The sequence below is a fragment of the Saccharomonospora sp. NB11 genome (genome assembly GCF_015910535.1).
Classification (GTDB): domain Bacteria; phylum Actinomycetota; class Actinomycetes; order Mycobacteriales; family Pseudonocardiaceae; genus Saccharomonospora.
Genome location: NZ_JACBJG010000004.1, coordinates 248210 through 264744, shown reverse-complemented (window position 1 = coordinate 264744; position 16535 = coordinate 248210). Strand labels below are relative to the sequence as shown.

Sequence of the window (16535 nt, the reverse complement as noted above, 5' to 3'; positions counted from 1 at the left end):
TGGGTCGAGCCTTTCCTTACGTGCGAAGCGAGTGGGGGTCTCATTCGGTGTGACCCCGGGCGTAGCGGCGGGTGCGGCGGTAGGAGACCAACTCCCCGTCCGGTTCCAGATCGACCTCGTAGAGGCCGAGGATGTTGGCGGTGGAGGGCACCCGGCTCTCCTCGATCACCTCCACCTCCGCCAACCAGCCCTCCTCGGTGGGGCGCACGGACGTCACCCCGAGCGGCTGGCGCTTGGTGAGCCGTTCGACGTGGCCGAGGGCGAGTTCGGCGGCCTCCGAGGCGGTCACCTCGTCGAGGTCCGATGCCATGTGTCACCGCCCCCCGGGGTCGTCGCCCGGGTCCGTCCCGTCGTAACCGGTGAGCCTGCCGAGGACACGCTGCTGAATCTCGGCCTCCTCCTCGGCCGTGATCTCGCCCGCGGCGCGCGCTTCCTCGGCGGCTTCCAGCTCCCGGCGCACCGACGCGGGGTCGTAGAGCTCGTGGTCCACCTGCTCGCGGATCACGTCCGCCAGGGACACGACCGCGCGGACCGGGGCCAAAGGCAGCCCCAGGATCGCCGTCACCACACCCACGTCGGTGCCTCCTTCGGTCGGTCTCAACCGCTCGGTCGAGTCGTGTGGACGAAGTCGTAGGGCGCGAGCGGGCCCGTCAGTTTCAGCTCCACCCGCTCGTCCCACTGGCGGGCGAGGTCGTCGACCACGTCCTCCAGGTCGCGCTGGTCGGCCACGGTCGCGAGGCACGCGACGTACACGGCATCCCGCTCGTGGGTGGCCTCGCGCACGGACACCTCGACGCCGAGGTCCTCCAACGCCCGCACCGCGGTGGCGGTGTCCGCCTCGCGTTTCGCGGCGATCGTGTTGGCGATGAGCTCTCCCAGCGCCAGGCGTTCGTTGCGCGTGGCCTCCTCGGGCTTGTCGCGGATCGCGTCGCGCAGCCGTGCGGCGTCGGAGTTCTCGTCGAGAATCTCGTTGATGACGGCGCGTTCGTCATAGCGGCCCTTGAGGAGGTACTGCGCCTTGCCCTCCAGCTCGTCGAGCGCGGCGGCGAACTCGTCGTGGTGCTGGGCCAGCAACTCGTCGGTCACCGCGTCCCGGTCGGTGACCACCGCGCCGAACCGCAGCGGCAGGACGGGAACCTCGGCGGCCGAGGCATCGAGGATGCGTGCGTGCGCCCTCAGGTCGTCCGGCGTGCCGAGCGGCCGGTCGACCTTGATCTCGCTCACGAGGGCGGCGATGTCGCCGTGTCGCACGGTGTCGATCGCTCCGGGCGGATCGCCGATCCCCGTCACGTCCCCGCCGTCGAGTTCGACGTCGGACGGGACGATGCCGTAGATGTAGACGGCGGTGCCGGAGGCGGTGGTCTCGGCCTCGGGAGTCGCTGTGGTCGCCATCAGGACTTCTCCTCCTCGGTCTCACCGAGCACGTCGCGCAGCTTGTCCCCGGCCGCTTCGAGAGCGCCCTTGGTCCGTGACTTCGCGGCACCCGAGTTCATGTCCTCGATGAGCTCGGGAAGTCCCTTCTTGTCGTCGTCGGACACCTGCAACCGGTTGGTGGCCTCGGCGAACCGAAGGTAGGTGTCCACACTGGCCACGACGATGCGCGCATCGATGGTCAGCAACTCGATCCCGACCAGCGACACCCGCACGTAGGCGTCGATCACCAGTCCCTTGTCGAGGATCGTGTCGATCACGTCCGCCAAACCGGACGGTGAGGGACCTCCGCCGCCTCCGGTGGCGGCAACTGCAGTGGTCACGTGGTGAGCCCTTCTTCTTCAGCGGCGACGGCGTCGAGCGCGCGTGTCGCCGTCCGCCTCGTTCGATTGTCTGTCCGAAGAGGACTCCTGCTCGTCCTCGTCCTCGTCGTCCTCGAAGTCGTCGTCGTAGTCGTCGTCTTCTTCTTCGTCGTCTTCCTCGTCGTAGTCGTCGTCGTAGTCGAGGTCCTCGTCGTCGTAGTCCTCGCGTTCGTCCTCGTCTCGATCCCGCGGCCGCCCCTCGCTGCCGTCGTCGACGACCTCGCCGTCGTGGATGGTTCCGTGCCAGCCCTCGACCTCGTCCGGGTTCAGCAGGGTCTGGGTCATCACGTGCCGACGGAAGTGCTTCAGCTCCAGGCGGACGCGCCGACCCTGCGCGCGCCACAAGTTCCCGGTCTGCTCGAAGAAGCCCTGCGGGTGGTACTCCAGGACCACGAGGATGCGGGTGAGGCGCGGGGCCAACTCGTGGAAGGTCACCACGCCGTCGACGTAGCCCTTCGCGCCCTTGGACCGCCACACGATGTGCTCGTCCGGCACCTGGTCGGTGATCGTGGCCTCCCACGTCCGATGCGACCAGAGGATCTGGGCTTTCCACGTCAGCTTCTCGTCGGACTCCTGCTCGACGTTCTCGACCTTCTTCATGAAGGACGGGAAATCGGTGAACCGGGTCCACTGGTCGTAGGCGACCTCGACCGGCACGCCGACGTCGATGTGTTCGACGATGTTGGTGAGCTTCAGCCCGCCGCCCTTCTTGCCACCGCCGCCGAACGCCTTCTTGATCTTCTCGCCGACCTTCGAGGCGCCGGTGCTCAACGCGGCGCCCACCGGACTCTTGCCCTCGGCCAGCTTCTTCGCGCCCGTCAGCGCGGTCATCAAACCGCCGTCACCCTGCCCCGAGGCGTAGTCGGTGAGCCGACCGGCCGACTCGCTCACCTTGTCGGAGACCATCGACCCGGCCTTCTTCGCGGCCACGCCCACCAACGTGCTCAACGCGCTCGTCAGGTCACCGCCCGGCGCCGCGTCGCTCACCGTGTCCGCGGCGTCCCCGGCTGTGTCCTTCGCCGTGTCCTTCGCCGTGCCCGCCGCCTTGCGGGTGCCGCTCGCCGCGCCCTTGGCCGTGCTCGTCGCCTTCCCTGCTGCTGCGCGTGCTGCCCTGGTCATCGGTCACCTCCCGCGCCTGCGTACCGGTGACGGACCGGCGGACGAACGGGCCCGAGTCCGTGGGCGGCCGTCACCGTCGTCGTGGTCGGTCGAGGAATCGGTCTCGGCGTCGTCACGCCGGCGTCGAACCGGACGCCGGTTGCCCTCGCCCGAGGAGGGACGACGTCGAGGTCGCGAGCGGGAGGGTGGTTCGTCGTCCTCCGACGCTCGGGACGGTCGCCGTGAGGCCGACCTGCGGGCGGGCTTCTCGGCGGCCTCGGTCTCGTCGGCCGACTCGGATGTCGGTTCCTCCGTCTCCTCGTCGGACGTCTCCTCGCCGGACGCCTCGTCGTCGGAGCCGCCGGAGTCGTCGGACAGCCTCCGGGTCACCGACTCGATACGCGAGGTGGCCGCCTTCGTGGCCGCAGCCCGAGCGGCCGTCAGCAGCTCGCCTCGGACGCTCTCGGTGAGCTTGCCCAATTCGGCCGAGTCGCCGAGTTGGGCGAGTCCCGACTTCAGGAGCCCGCTGGTCTTCGTGCCGTGCCTTCCCGTGGCACCTGCCGCGGCGATCATCAAAGCCAGGCGCATCTTCTTGGTTCGGCCAAGGAAATACCCTGCGACGATGGCCGCGGCGGTCTGCGCGCCGCGTTTCATGAACGTCTCCTCGATCGGAGTCACGGACCCGACGCAATTACCCCGTTGGGGTGAACGGGAAACGCGGCGCGCGACGCGGAGGGCTTCCAAGATTCGAGAGCGCGCAGGTTGCCGGACCTGGGCGGGGACCGTGATCGTGACGCTCTAGTCTGTCCGTGGTCGACAGGAGGGGCCGCGAGTGAGTGAGGGCGACGAGACACTGATCGCCGGGCGTTATCGCCTGGAACATCAGATCGGCAGCGGTGCGATGGGCGTCGTCTGGCGCGCGGTCGACGTCATGCTGGACCGTTCGGTGGCCGTCAAGCAGTTGTTGCTGCCACCCGGGCTGAACGAGACCGAGACCGAGAAGGCCCGGCAGCGAGCCTTCCGCGAGGGCCGCATCGCAGCTCGCCTGCAACACCCCAACGCCATCTCGGTGTACAACGTCGCCGAGCACGAGGGTCAGCCGGTGCTGGTGATGGAGTACCTGCCCTCGCGCAGTCTCTCCGACATCCTCGCCGAGCGAGGTGTGTTGCCACCGGCCGAGATCGCGGGCGTGGGTGCGCAGGTCGCGGCGGCGCTGGTCAAGGCCCACGACGCGGGCGTCATCCACCGGGACGTCAAGCCGGGGAACATCCTGATCGCCGACGACGGCATCGCCAAGATCACCGACTTCGGTATCTCCCGTGCCGCCGGGGACATCACGGTGACCAGCACGGGCCTGCTCGCGGGCACCCCGGCGTTCCTGTCTCCCGAGACGGCGCGCGGCGCCGAACCCGGGCCCGCCGCCGACGTGTTCTCCCTGGGCGCGACGTTGTACGCGGCGGTGGAGGGCAGGCCGCCGTTCGAGAACCCCGGCAACGAGATCGCGATGTTGCACGTGGTCGCGGCAGGAACCATCATCCCGCCGCGGCAGGCCGGGACGTTGGACAACGTGTTGCGGGCGATGCTGCACCCCGAGCCCAACGCTCGCCCGACGATGAAGCAGTGCGAGGCCGCGTTGCGGGCGGTGTCCGAGGGACGACCCGACGGGCTGGACGCCCCGACGATGCCGCCGAACCCGGTGCGGGGCGGTACCCGCGTCGACCACAACCCGGCCGCCGTGGCGGCGATCCCGAACACGGGCCCGGTCCCGCTTCAGCACCCGACGGGGCCACGGACGCCGACCGGGACGGCACTGCCGCCCGCCGGGCCACAGCAGGGGCCGGCCACCGGACCACACGCCAGCGGTCCCAACCGCGCACCCACCCGTCCGCCCACGGGGCCCGCCACGCCTGCGCCCGCAGCGTCACGCTCGTCGGAGCCGGAAGGCTGGTCGCGTGCCCGGATCGCGACCACCGCGGTCGCCGTGCTGGCCGCGGCGGCGGTGGGCATCCTCATCGCCGAGCTGGTGGTCGGCGGCGGAGCGGACGAGGACCCCGGCGACTCCCAGGGCCTCACCGGCGGGACCAGCGTGAGCATGCCCGTGTCCTCGCCACCGGCCGACGCCGAGAGCGAGGCTCCGCCTCCGGAGACGACCGACGAGACGCCGGACTCGCCGGAGCCGGAGGTGCTGAGCCCGGCCGAACTCGAAAGTGCCGTCGCCGAGTACTACGCGCTGATGCCCGACAACGCCGAACAGGGCTGGCAGCGGCTCGGGCCCGGCCTGCAGGCCCAGGGCGAGGAGGCCTACCGCGAGTTCTGGGACGGCATCGAGGCCGTGCGCGTTGTCGGCGGCCCCACCGCCGTGAGCGGCCACGTCGTCGAGGTCGAGGTCGAGTTCACCAAGGAGGACTCGGTGGTCCGCGAGACGCACCGCCTCGGCATGGTGGTCAGCGACGGCAAGGCCCTCATCGACAGCGACGAGCTGCTCGACCTCACCGACCTGGGCGCGCCCGAGGACGACGACGAGGACGACGACGGCGACGAGTGACGGGCCTTCAGCCGTCGCCGTGTCGTTCGCGCTGCGAGCGCATCGCCTCACCGTGGCCGGCCACGTCGCCGGCGTCCAGGGCGTCGAGAGCGGCAGCCACCTCCGCGCGCACGGCGTCGCCGGTCATCGCGCGCGGCGGCGTGGCGGGACGTCCCACCGGGAGGATCCGGACGTCGGCCACCTGCGGCGTGGCATCGGGTTCGGCGTCGACCACGACGATCGAGCGGAGCTGATCGGCGTGGCGGCGTAGCACGTCCACCACGTCGGCGGGGTCGCCGTGGACGACGGCGTCGATCGGCCTGCCGAACGCGTCGGCGTCGGCGAGCAACCGGTCGACCTCGGCCAGCGCCTCGTCGGTGTCGAACCGGCACCACAGGATCTGCCGGGTCTCGGCGAGCGCGCGCCACGCGGTGGGCAGCTCGATCGGCCCGGATGCCGGAGCCGGGTCGAACACGAGGACGGTCGGCAGGTCGGCTTCCCCCTCCCACACCAGAGCGGTGGTCATGCGGGGCCTCCCACTGCGACGCCGGGCATGCCCGCCGGTCGGGCGGGGAGAAGGGGCGTGGGGCGCAACTCGGCCGGTTCGGCTTCCACCGTCGTCGGTTACCCGGCTCGCACCGGGGTATGCCCGGCGCGGAGGTGAGAACCATGTCCCAGCCGAGCCCGTCCGGCTGCGGATTGCGCGTGTCCGGTGTGGACTGTCCGGGCGGCAATGAGGGCCTGCTCCAGCACGGGACACCGGAGCCGACGACGGGCGGCACGTGGAGAACATCCCCGACCGCACCCACGACGGCCCGAACGCCGTGAGCGCCGAGTCCTCCCATTGATCGATCCGAGTCACGCCGACCCCTGTGAGGTGCCGACCATCCATGACGACCGACCTCGCTCTCCAGCTCGGCCTGCCGACGGCCGACCCCTCCGCCGGACGCAGCATCCGTGTCGACAGTCCCGTCGACGGAAGTCTGGTCGGGCGACTCGCCATGGCCACCGAGGACGAGGCGGCCGCCGCCGTCGCCCGTGCCCGAGCCGCCTTCGCCCAGTGGGCCGCCACGCCCGCCGAGACGCGTGCCCGAGCGTTGCGTGAGGCCGCCGACGCCCTCGCCGACCGCGCCGACGATCTCGCCAAGGTCAACGAGTCCGAGACCGGTCGCCCGGCGGCCGAGGCGCGAGAGGGAGTGTTCGCGGGCGTGGGCACGCTCCGCCAGTACGCCGAACTGGGGCCGGTGCACCGGGGGCGGGTGCTGGCGGGCGCACCGACGGCGACCGACCTGATGGTGCCCGAGCCGCGAGGCGTGGTGGTGGCGCTGACGCCGTGGAACGACCCGGTCGCCGTCGCGTGCGGTCTGTTCGGGGCGGCCCTGGTCACGGGGAACACGGTCGTGGCCAAGCCGAGCGAACGCTGCCCGCACACGGGCCTGCTGTTCGGCGAGATCCTCCGGCCGGTCTTCCCCGAAGGCGTGCTGCAGCACCTCGTGGGTGACGGCGAGGTCGGCTCGTGGCTCGCCGAGAACCCGGACGTCGACGTGATCGCCCACGTCGGCAGCACCGCGACCGGCCGACGGTTGGCCTCGGCCGCCGCCAGGACCGGCGCGAAAGTGTTGCTGGAGAACGGCGGCAACGACCCGTTGCTCGTCGACGAGGACGTCGATCCAGTGTGGGCAGCCGAACAGGCCGCCCTCGGCGCGTTCGCCAACAGCGGGCAGATCTGCGTGGCCGTGGAGCGCATCTTCGTGCACCGTGCCGTCGCGACGCCGTTCGTCGACGCCCTCACGGCCGCCGCCGACGCCCGGGGACTGTTGCCGCTGGTGGACACCCGCCACCGCGACGCGGTGCACGCCCACGTGGCCGACGCGGTGGTGGCGGGAGCGCGGCTCCGAGTAGGCGGTGTCGTACCGGAGGGTCCCGGCTCGTTCTATCCCGCGACGGTGCTCACCGACTGCGATCCGAACCTGCGCGTGATGCGCGAGGAGACGTTCGGCCCGGTGGCACCCGTGTGCGTGGTGGACGACTTCGCCGAGGGACTGGCCCTCGCCTGTGACGACGCCTACGGGCTTGCGGCCACCGTGCTTACCCGGTCGATGGAGCACGCGCAGCAGGCGTGGCGCGCTCTTCCCGTGGGCACGGTGAAGGTCAACGCCGTGTTCGGAGGTGCGCCGGGCGGCGCCGCCCAGCCACGTCGCGCCAGCGGGCACGGCTACGGGTACGGGCCGGAACTGCTCGACGAACTCACCACGACCAAGGTCGTGCACGTCGAACCCGCGCCCTGAGCCCACTCCGGCGCTCGGTTCACACCGGGTGCCGGACTCAGCGCGAGAACAGGCCGACGAGCGTGCCCGTGGCCAACACGTGGTCGTCGAGGGCGGCGTGCACGTCGTCGGCCGTGACGCCCTCACCGAGCCCCAGCGGGCGGTCCACCGCGTAGAGCCGGAAGAAGTACCGGTGGGCGTCGTCGCCCACCGGTGGCTGCGGACCGCTCCAGCCCAGCTCGCCGAAGCTGTTGCGCCCCAGCACGGCGTTGGTCGGCGCGGCGTCCTCGATGCTGCCCACGTCCGGCGGGATCGCCGTGACGACCCAGTGGACGAACACCCCACCCGGCGCGTCGGGGTCCTCGCACAGCAGCACGAGTTCCTCCGTGCCCTCGGGGACCCGCGTCCACTGCAGCGGAGGCACTTCGTTGCCGCCCTGACGCGAGTAGCGCTCCGGGATGACGGTGCCGTCGTCGAACGCGGGCGAGTGCAGCTCGATGTCGGTGCGGTCGGCCTCGGCCATGTCGCACTCCTCTCCTCGCCTCACCGCGTTCCCGGCTCCCCTGCGGGCAAACCGCTCAACGAACGACGACGACGTGCTCGCCCCGTGGCACGAGTTCGCCGACCACCGGCGCGCCCGGAATCTCACCGGCGACCAACAGCCCGCCCGAGGTCTGGGCGTCGGCCAACAACAGGGCGACGTCCTCCGACACGGCCGACAGGTCGGTGTGCGGGCGCACCCAGTCGAGGTTGCGGCGGGTCCCGCCCGAGACGTAGCCCTCGCGCACGGCCACCCGGGCCGCGTCCAGCACCGGCACCGCGGCGGAGTCGACCACCGCCGTGACTCCGCTGGCGCGTGCCAGCTTGTAGAGGTGCCCGAGGAACCCGAACCCGGTGACGTCGGTGGCACAGCGATGCCCGGCCTCGACGGCTGCCCGGGCCGCGTCCGCGTTCAGCGTGGTCATCACCTCGATCGCCTCGCCGAACACCTCGCCGGTGGCCTTGTGCCGGGTGTTGAGCACGCCCACCCCGAGCGGTTTGGTCAACGACAGCGGCATTCCGGGCCGCCCCGCGTCGTTGCGCAGCAACGTCTCCGCCGAGGCCAGTCCGGTGACGGCGAGCCCGTACTTCGGTTCCGGGTCGTCGACGCTGTGCCCGCCCGCGAGGTGGCAGTTCGCCGCGGCACAGACCTCCGCGCCACCGCGCAGCACCTCGGACGCCAGCTCGAACGGCAACGTCTCCCGAGGCCAGCACAACAGGTTGAGCGCCACCAGCGGCGTCCCGCCCATCGCGTAGACGTCGGAGAGGGCGTTGGTCGCGGCGATGCGGCCCCAGTCGTACGGGTCGTCCACCACGGGCGTGAAGAAGTCCGTGGTGGCGACGACGGCACGGTCGCCGTCGAGGCGTACCGCCGCCGCGTCGTCACCGCCGTCGAGGCCGACCAGCAGTTCCCCGGGCGGGGAGCTCGGCACGGCCCCGGCCAGCCCGCGCACGATGTCCTCCAACTCGCCGGGCGGGATCTTGCACGCGCACCCACCGCCGTGGGCGTACTGGGTCAGTCGGTGTGCCATGCCGCCCATGCTGCCCGGAATCGTCGGACTGCACAGAGTGAATCTTGCTGGCACGATGTCGGTATGTCCCAGGGAGGCGCTTCCGGCCTGGTGACCGGCACGGTCTTCAAAACCGTTGAACGGCGGACACCGTCGTTGGCGGGTTCGATTCCCGTTCGCCTCCGCGACGACCGGTGCTCGGGAGGAGGCGTCCGTGGCGGATTCCGGCGCTGACCCGCGCAGGCGCATCCCACGCACGGACGTGCTCCTCGCCGAGCCCCGGTTGGCCAAGGCCGTGGACGAGCTCGGTCGTTCCCTCGTCCGGCGGGCGGTCACCGAGGCACAGCAGCGCGCCAGGGAAGGACGGATCGCCCCGGAGGCGGTGGCCGACGAGGCGGTGTCCCTGCTTCCGGCCACGGCGTCGTCGTTGCGTGAGGTCCTCAATGCCACCGGCGTGCTCGTCCACACCAATCTGGGGCGGGCTCCGCTGTCGCCCGCCGCGGTGCGCGCGGTGAGCGTCGCGGCGGGTGGGACGGACGTCGAGTTCGACCTCGCCACCGGCCGTCGCGCCCGGAGAGGTCAGGGGGCGCTCGCGGCGCTGGCGGAGGCGCTGCCCGAGGCCGGGGGAGTCGACGGCGTGCACGTCGTGAACAACAACGCCGCCGCGCTGCTGCTGTGCGCGCTGGTGCTCGCGCCGGGCAAAGAGATCGTCATCAGCCGTGGCGAGCTGGTGGAGATCGGCGACTCGTTCCGCATCCCCGACCTCGTCACCTCGGCCGGGGCGCGACTGCGGGAGGTCGGCACCACCAACCGCACCCACCTGGCCGACTACGCCGACGCGATCGGCCCGGACACCGGGTTCGTGCTGAAGGTGCATCCGTCGAACTTCCACCTCAGCGGCTTCACCTCCGAAGTCCCGGTGGCCCGCCTCGCCGACCTCGGGGTTCCCGTGGTGGCCGACATCGGCTCGGGGCTGCTGCGGGCCCATCCACGCCTGCCCGACGAACCCGACGCCGCGAGCGCGCTCGCCGACGGGGCGGCAATGGTCACCGCCAGCGGTGACAAGCTGCTCGGCGGCCCGCAGGCGGGGCTGCTGTTCGGCAGGCCGGAGCTCGTGCGCCGACTGCGGCGGCACCCGGCCGCGCGGGCGCTGCGGGTGGACAAGCTGACGCTGGCCGCGCTGGAGGCCACCCTGCGCGGCCCCACGCCTCCGGTGCGCCGGTTCCTCGACACCGACCCGAAGACGCTGCGGGCGCGGGCCGAGCGGCTCGCCCGCGCGTTGCGTCGTCACGGTGTCGACGCGGTCGCCGTCGCCACCACGGCCGCCGTCGGCGGGGGAGGGGCACCCGGCGTCGACCTGCCCAGCGCCGGGGTGAGCCTGCCGGAGTCGTACGCGCGGCGGCTGCGGACCGGTGAGCCCGCGGTCGTGGGCCGCGTCGAGCAGGGACGGTGTCTGCTCGATCTCCTCGCGGTCGCGCCCGAGGCGGACGGACGTCTGGTGGAGGCGGTCCGGCGATGCACGTCGTAGCCACGGCGGGACACGTCGATCACGGCAAGTCCACGCTGGTGCGCGCGTTGACGGGGATGGAGCCCGACCGGCTGGCGGAGGAACGCCGTCGGGGCCTGACCATCGATCTCGGGTTCGTCTGGATGTGGGAGGCGGGGCAGGCGTTCGCGTTCGTGGACGTCCCGGGACACCAGCGCTTCGTCCCGACGATGCTCGCCGGTGTCGGGCCCGTCGCCGCCGTGTTGTTCGTGGTGGCCGCCGACGAGGGGTGGCAGGACCAGTCGAGCGAGCACCTCGCCGCACTCGACGCGTTCGGCGTCCGCCACGGTGTGCTGGCCGTGACGAAGGCCGACCGGAGTGATCCCGAGCCGGTGCTCGCCGACGCGCTGGACCGACTCGCCGCCACGAGCCTGGGACGCGTTCCCGCGGTGGCGGTGAGCGGCAGGACGGGAGAGGGCCTGCCCGCGCTGCGCGCGGAGCTGCTCGCCCTCGGCGGGCGGCTGCCCCGGCCGGACCACCACGCCGACGTCCGGCTGTGGGTCGACCGCTCGTTCAGCGTCCGTGGTGCCGGGACGGTGGTCACCGGGACGCTCGGGGCGGGCACGATCGAGATCGGGGACGAGGTGGTCGTCGCGGGCCGCCGCTGCGTGGTTCGAGGTCTGCAGTCCCTCGGAACCGATCACGACACGGTGCGGGCGGTGGCCAGGGTGGCAGTGAACCTGCGCGGCGTGGACCACCACGAACTGGGACGCGGCGACGTCCTGCTCACCCCGGGGGCGTGGCGACACACGCGCGAGGCCGATGTCCGTCTGCGGGGCGAGAAGGCGGAGGGCCTGCACCGGGAGCTGGTCGCGCACGTCGGCTCGGCGGCCGTGCCGTGCCGAGTCCGTCCACTGGGGACCGACCTGGCGCGGCTGTCGTTCTCGCGGGAGCTGCCGTTGCGTGCCGATGATCGCGGGCTGCTGCGTGATCCCGGCGAACACGCCGTGCCCGCGGGGTTCGACGTCCTCGACCCGCGCCCGCCCGCGCTCCGGCGCCGAGGCGCGGCCAAGGCGCGGGCGGTGGAGCTGGCCGACCCCGCCGCCGCCCACGTCCGCCGACACGGCGTCGTGCCCGTCGCCGAACTGCGCGCGCTCGGGTGGGAGGTCCCGGGCACGTGCGTGGGCCGATGGGCGGTCGCCGAGGACCTGCCCGAGCGACTGGCCTCGCAGGTCCGCGAACGGGTCGCTGCGTGGTATGAGCGGCATCCGCTGTCGGCAGGACTGTCCGTCGAGTCGCTGCGCAGTGCGCTCGACGTGCCCGACGACCTCGTCGCCACCGCCGTCCGGGACGCCGGACTGCGGGTCCGCGACGGCGTCGTGGTCGACCCGTCGCGCACGGCCACCCTGCCCGCGTCCGTCGAGTCGGCGGTGCGGACGCTCGAACGCCGGTTCGCCCGCGAACCGTTCGTCGCACCCGAGGCACACGACCTCGCGAAGGCCGGGCTCGGTCCCGCGCACCTCGCCGCCGCCGAACGCGCGGGCAGACTGTTGCGGATCGCCGACGGCGTCGTGCTCGGTCCGCGAGCGCTCGACGAGGCGGTCCGGGTGCTCGCGAAGCTGCCCGAGCCGTTCACCGTCAGCGAGGCCCGGCGTGCCCTCGGCACCACCCGGAGGGTCGCCGTCCCGCTGTTGGAGCGACTGGACGCCGAGGGCCGGACCCGCAGGGGACCGGACGGCACCCGCACGCTGCGGCGCCCTCACACGTGATCGCGAGGCACCGACGTGTGCCAGTTGCGGGAGAACACGCGTTGCTCGCCTTCGTAGGCGTCGAGCCGGGCGTGCACGACGAACTCCGACGGCGTGCACGTGAGCGTGGTGTGGGTGACCGTGGCCGCATCCCACTCGCCCCGGGTGAAGCGCATCGTCCAGTCCACACTGCCCCGCACCGACTCGAAGTCGTCGGCCACCCACTCGTAGCGTTCGTCCGCGCGACGCCGCACGTCGAGGTCGATGTCGTCGAAGTGCAGCACCCCGAGGTCCTTCACGACGTCGAGCGCCGAGTGGTAGCCCACCAGGTCGCGGGAGACCGTCCAGCGGCCCTCACCGGGCTGCCGCCGCCGGGCCGGGGTGGGAGCGGCTCCCTCGGGTTCACCGAACGGTGCGAGATCCTTCTCGCCCTCCCGGATCGGCCTCATCGGCAGCGTCACCGAACTGCGCTCGGCGAACACCGTCAACCGCACCGGCTCCGGCGGCGGCCACGCCAGCGGCCAGTAGGACGTGGACACCGCGAGGCGGATGCGGTGCCCGGCCGGGAACGCCTGGGCCACGCCGTTCAGGGGCACGTCGACCCGGTAACGCCGCTCGGGTTCGAGCTTCTCGGGCTGGTCGTGGCCGGTGCGGTGCGTGAGGTTCAGCAGGCCGTAGCTCACCCGCGTGGCGCGTCCGTCCGGTGAGACGTCGGACAACCGCACCGTCACCATCGCGTCCGGTCGGTCGCTGCTCAGCTCCAGGTGCACCACCGGGGAACCCAGGATCTCGTGGCGCTCGGTGAGCACGTCGGTGTCGAACACCAGCGATCCGCCGTCCTCCTCCCGCTGGTCGTACGGCAGGTCGGGGGGAGCGTTGTACGAACACCACTTGCCCGCGAACTGCCCCACCGACAGCGGCGACTCGATGGTGAGCGGCTCCCCGCCCTCGGCGCGGCCGCCCGCCTCGTCGCCGGGATCGCGCGGTGGTCCGAGCCGGTTGCGCCGGAGCACGAAGTCGGTGGGCTCGACGGTCGGCGACGGCCACGACGGCTCGCCGATCCACCGGCCCGGCCGCCGCTCGTAGGCGGTCGCGGGTTTCGCGCTCTCCTGCATCCAGATGTACAGCATCGGCTCGTCCATCACGCCGGTGTCGACGCCCTTGAGCCAGTGGTCCCACCAGCGGACCAGCTCCTGGAGGAACCCGATCGCCGGGCCGGGGCGACCGAGGTGGGGGTACTTGTGCGACCACGGGCCGATCAGGCCCCGGCGAGGCACGTCGAGGTGCTGTAGCAGCCGGAAGACGGAGTTCGAGTACCCGTCGGCCCACCCGCTCACGGCCAGCACCGGGCATCTCACGGCCGAGTAGTCCTCGCACACCGAGCCGTGCCGCCAGTAGGAGTCGCGGCGCTGGTGACGCAGCCACTCCACCAGCCACGGCTCGCAGTGCTCCAGCCGCTCCCACCAAATGTCCCGCCAGCGCGGCCCCACCACGGCCGGGTCCGGTGGACAGGAGTTGTAGGCGAACATGGTCGACGCCCACGACAGGTTGTCCGACAGCAGGCACCCGCCCATGTAGTGCACGTCGTCGGCGTAGCGGTCGTCGGTGGAGGACAGCGTGGCGATGGCCCGCAGGCTGGGCGGGCGGCGGGCCGCGATCTGCAGGGCGTTGAACCCGCCCCACGAGATGCCCATCATCGCCGTGGTGCCGTCGCACCACGGTTGCTCGGCGAGCCACGCCAACACCTCCTCGCCGTCGCGCAGCTCCCGGTCGAGGTACTCGTCGGCGAGGACACCGTCGCTGTTGCCGCTGCCACGCAGATCCACGCGCACGCCCGCGTACCCGTGGCCCGCGAGGTACGGGTGATGGATCGAGTCGCGCTGGAAGGTCAGGTCGTTCAGCCGGTAGGGGATGAACTCCAGGATCGCGGGCACAGGCTCGGTGTCGGAGGACACCGGGCGCCAGATCCTCGCCGCGAGCCGGGTGCCGTCCGACAGGGGAATCCACACATGGTCGTCCCTGCGGACGTCGTACGGGAACGAGGTGACTGTGCGCACGACCGGCCTCCGTCAGACGTCGTCGATCTCGAAGCGCAGCGCGGAGACGCAGCGTTCGTACTTCTCGGTCAGCTCCTGCGGGTCACCGGCCGCCACGTGGACGTCGGCCAGTTCGTAGCTGTAGCTGTCGCGGGCGTACTGCTCGGACAACCGGGCGCCCTTCTCCGTGGTGAGGTCGACGACGACGTCGCCGACCTCGCGTTCGACGGCCTCGATCTCCTCCGGGCTCGGAACCCGGCGCACGATCCCGTCGGTGAAGCGGCGCAGGAACCACTTCGCCGCCACGGCCGTGCGTCCCTTCCGATGCGGCATGTCCGGGGCCCGGCCGAGCGCGAGGCTCACCATGCAGTGCAGGTTCGTCACGCCGTCCACCGCCTCGAACAGGCGGGCGTGCGACTGCGACAGCCGGGGATTGACCTCCAACAGCCACACCCGGTCGGTGGTGGTGTCGACGAAGAACTCGATGTCGAAGGTCGTCGACCGCAGGCCCAGCCGGACCACGACGGCCTCGGCGATGTCGGAGACCCGACGCTGTAGTCGTTCGGGGAGGGTGGACGGGTACTGGTAGCGCAGGAAACACGACGTTCCCGGGTAACACACCGAGTCGACGATCCCGTACACGTGCGGTCGGTGATGGTGGCGGTAACCCTCGACCGTGACCTGCGCGCCGCCGACGGCTTCCTCCGCCAGACACGCCCGCGCGCCGACGTCGGCCACCTCGGGCGGCAGGGTGACGCGCCGGAGCACGGCGTCGAACGGCCCGCCGACCCGATCGACTCCGTCGCGGATCGCGGCCACCGCGTCGGCGAGTTCCGCCTCGTCGCGGGCCAGGTAGGCGAGTTTGGACGACGTCGACTTCACCGGCTTGAGCCACACCGGGAACTCCAGGCCGTCGGGCAGCCGCGCAGGTGCGGCGGTGAGGTCGACGAGTCCGAATCGAGGACAGGAGTCGGTGGCCTGCGCCTGCTCCAGCCTGCTCCAGTACTTGTGCTCGCACTTCACGATCGACTCCAGGCTGGTGCTCGGCAGCCCGTAGCGCTCGCACAACACCGGGACCAGCGAGGTGACCGGGAAGTCCCAGTAGCCGGTGACCGCGTCGACGGGACCGTCGAAGGCGTCGAGTACCGTCCGAGCTTGCTGCAGGCAGCCGAGGAAGTCGGTGTAGCCGATCCGCAGGTCCGCGACGTCGAGGACGGTGTGGAACCGGTGGTTCCGGGCGTCGGGGAGCCGGTGCAGCAGCTCGGCGTTGCCCTCGTCGAGGCCCAGCACGAAGACGTTCTCGGCCACCGGCCACCTCCCGCGGACAGCGACTCGTCCCGTTCAGGGTGTCCGGCAGCGGTTCTGGTGAAACGGCTAGCGAACGCCGCGGGGCCGGAACTGGATGCTGATACGCGGTCCGGTCGGTTTGCCGGTCTTGGGCACGGCGTGCTCCCACGTGCGCTGACACGACCCGCCCATCACGAGCAGGTCGCCGTGCCCGAGCTGGTAGCGCAGAGTGCCCCCGCCGCCGAAGCGAGGCCGCAGCAGCAGCGCCCGCGCGGCGCCGACCGACAGGATGGCCACCATGGTGTCCTCCCGGCGCCCCCGGCCGATGCGGTCGCCGTGCCAGGCGACACTGTCGCGGCCGTCGCGGTAGTAGCACAGCCCCGCCGTGCGGAACGGCTCGCCGAGTTCCCGCTCGTAGCGGGCGGTCAGCGCCGAGCGGGCCGCCTCCAAGACAGGCTCGGGCAGGGTGTCGTTCTCGCCGTAGAAGCACAGCAGTCGGGGGACGTCGACCTGGTGGTCGTACATGACGCGGCGTTCTGCCCGCCACGGCACGCGCTCCGCCAGGCGTTCGAAGAGCACGTCTGCTCCCGAGAGCCACCCGGGCATCACGTCGATCCAGGCGCCGTGGGAGAGCTCGGTCCGTCGCACGCCGTCGAGCGGGCGCAGCGACGGCTCGTCGCCCGGGGCGAGCGAGTCGAACAGCGAGCCCTGTAGTGCGCGGTCCATGGCGCCAGCGTAGCTTGACT

The 16535-nt window shown here is 71.9% G+C and carries 16 protein-coding genes and 1 tRNA gene; 5 read left to right on the top strand and 12 right to left on the bottom strand.

Features of this window, described 5'->3' with window-relative positions; genetic code table 11:
* Nucleotides 1–40: 40 nt before the first annotated feature.
* The 6 genes from JAV51_RS07960 to JAV51_RS07935 are packed head-to-tail and all read right to left on the bottom strand — an operon-like array spanning nt 41 to nt 3569.
* A complete protein-coding gene (locus JAV51_RS07960) occupies nt 41–310 on the bottom strand; it encodes a gas vesicle protein (RefSeq protein ID WP_197320006.1) in 270 nt (89 codons plus the stop codon).
* Between the two features lie 3 nt (nt 311–313).
* Nucleotides 314–574 (bottom strand): gas vesicle protein GvpG, encoded by a 261-nt coding sequence (locus JAV51_RS07955; RefSeq protein WP_197320005.1) that lies wholly within the window; start codon nt 572–574, stop codon nt 314–316.
* Between the two features lie 23 nt (nt 575–597).
* On the bottom strand, nt 598–1392 hold the full coding sequence (locus JAV51_RS07950) for a GvpL/GvpF family gas vesicle protein (RefSeq protein ID WP_197320004.1): 795 nt from the start codon (nt 1390–1392) through the stop codon (nt 598–600).
* A complete protein-coding gene (gvpJ, locus tag JAV51_RS07945; protein ID WP_197320003.1) occupies nt 1392–1754 on the bottom strand; it encodes a gas vesicle protein GvpJ in 363 nt (120 codons plus the stop codon). The genes JAV51_RS07950 and gvpJ overlap by 1 nt, the downstream gene beginning before the upstream one ends.
* Before the next feature lie 18 nt (nt 1755–1772).
* Nucleotides 1773–2912 carry an SRPBCC family protein gene (locus tag JAV51_RS07940; RefSeq protein ID WP_197320002.1) on the bottom strand — a complete coding sequence of 380 codons (1140 nt, stop codon included), beginning with the start codon at nt 2910–2912 and terminating at the stop codon, nt 1773–1775.
* A gap of 3 nt (nt 2913–2915) precedes the next feature.
* The gene (locus JAV51_RS07935) at nt 2916–3569 is read right to left on the bottom strand and encodes a hypothetical protein (RefSeq protein ID WP_307845773.1); all 654 of its coding nucleotides are present in this window, start codon (nt 3567–3569) and stop codon (nt 2916–2918) included.
* A gap of 154 nt (nt 3570–3723) precedes the next feature.
* Here JAV51_RS07935 and JAV51_RS07930 point away from each other — a divergent pair, with 154 nt between their 5' ends.
* The gene (locus JAV51_RS07930) at nt 3724–5436 is read left to right on the top strand and encodes a serine/threonine-protein kinase (protein WP_197320001.1); all 1713 of its coding nucleotides are present in this window, start codon (nt 3724–3726) and stop codon (nt 5434–5436) included.
* A 7-nt stretch (nt 5437–5443) separates the two neighbouring features.
* Here the strand turns inward: JAV51_RS07930 and JAV51_RS07925 are convergent, their stop codons facing one another.
* On the bottom strand, nt 5444–5941 hold the full coding sequence (locus tag JAV51_RS07925; protein WP_197320000.1) for a hypothetical protein: 498 nt from the start codon (nt 5939–5941) through the stop codon (nt 5444–5446).
* 364 nt (nt 5942–6305) lie between these two features.
* Here JAV51_RS07925 and JAV51_RS07920 point away from each other — a divergent pair, with 364 nt between their 5' ends.
* On the top strand, nt 6306–7703 hold the full coding sequence (locus JAV51_RS07920; RefSeq protein WP_197319999.1) for an aldehyde dehydrogenase: 1398 nt from the start codon (nt 6306–6308) through the stop codon (nt 7701–7703).
* Nucleotides 7704–7740: 37 nt separating this feature from the next.
* Here the strand turns inward: JAV51_RS07920 and JAV51_RS07915 are convergent, their stop codons facing one another.
* Both JAV51_RS07915 and selD read right to left on the bottom strand, forming a co-directional pair.
* Nucleotides 7741–8205 (bottom strand): YbhB/YbcL family Raf kinase inhibitor-like protein, encoded by a 465-nt coding sequence (locus tag JAV51_RS07915; RefSeq protein ID WP_197319998.1) that lies wholly within the window; start codon nt 8203–8205, stop codon nt 7741–7743.
* Nucleotides 8206–8260: 55 nt separating this feature from the next.
* Nucleotides 8261–9253 (bottom strand): selenide, water dikinase SelD, encoded by a 993-nt coding sequence (gene selD, locus JAV51_RS07910; protein WP_197319997.1) that lies wholly within the window; start codon nt 9251–9253, stop codon nt 8261–8263.
* A 72-nt stretch (nt 9254–9325) separates the two neighbouring features.
* Here selD and JAV51_RS07905 point away from each other — a divergent pair.
* From JAV51_RS07905 to selB, 3 genes are all read left to right on the top strand, one after another.
* Nucleotides 9326–9417, top strand: a tRNA-Sec gene (locus tag JAV51_RS07905).
* Nucleotides 9418–9446: 29 nt separating this feature from the next.
* Entirely contained in the window at nt 9447–10760 is a 1314-nt protein-coding gene (selA, locus tag JAV51_RS07900; RefSeq protein ID WP_197319996.1) for an L-seryl-tRNA(Sec) selenium transferase, read from the top strand.
* Nucleotides 10748–12487: a selenocysteine-specific translation elongation factor gene (gene selB / locus JAV51_RS07895; RefSeq protein WP_197319995.1), complete on the top strand. Its 1740-nt coding sequence runs from the start codon at nt 10748–10750 to the stop codon at nt 12485–12487. Before selA ends, selB begins: the two co-directional genes overlap by 13 nt.
* Here the strand turns inward: selB and JAV51_RS07890 are convergent.
* The 3 genes from JAV51_RS07890 to JAV51_RS07880 form a co-directional block, all read right to left on the bottom strand.
* Nucleotides 12478–14523 (bottom strand): CocE/NonD family hydrolase, encoded by a 2046-nt coding sequence (locus tag JAV51_RS07890; protein WP_197319994.1) that lies wholly within the window; start codon nt 14521–14523, stop codon nt 12478–12480. The two genes, selB and JAV51_RS07890, sit on opposite strands and share 10 nt — an antisense overlap.
* Before the next feature lie 12 nt (nt 14524–14535).
* Nucleotides 14536–15810, bottom strand: a complete 1275-nt coding sequence (locus JAV51_RS07885; RefSeq protein WP_197319993.1) for an ATP-grasp domain-containing protein — start codon at nt 15808–15810, stop codon at nt 14536–14538.
* A gap of 66 nt (nt 15811–15876) precedes the next feature.
* A complete protein-coding gene (locus JAV51_RS07880) occupies nt 15877–16515 on the bottom strand; it encodes an alpha-ketoglutarate-dependent dioxygenase AlkB (RefSeq protein WP_197319992.1) in 639 nt (212 codons plus the stop codon).
* Nucleotides 16516–16535: the final 20 nt, after the last annotated feature.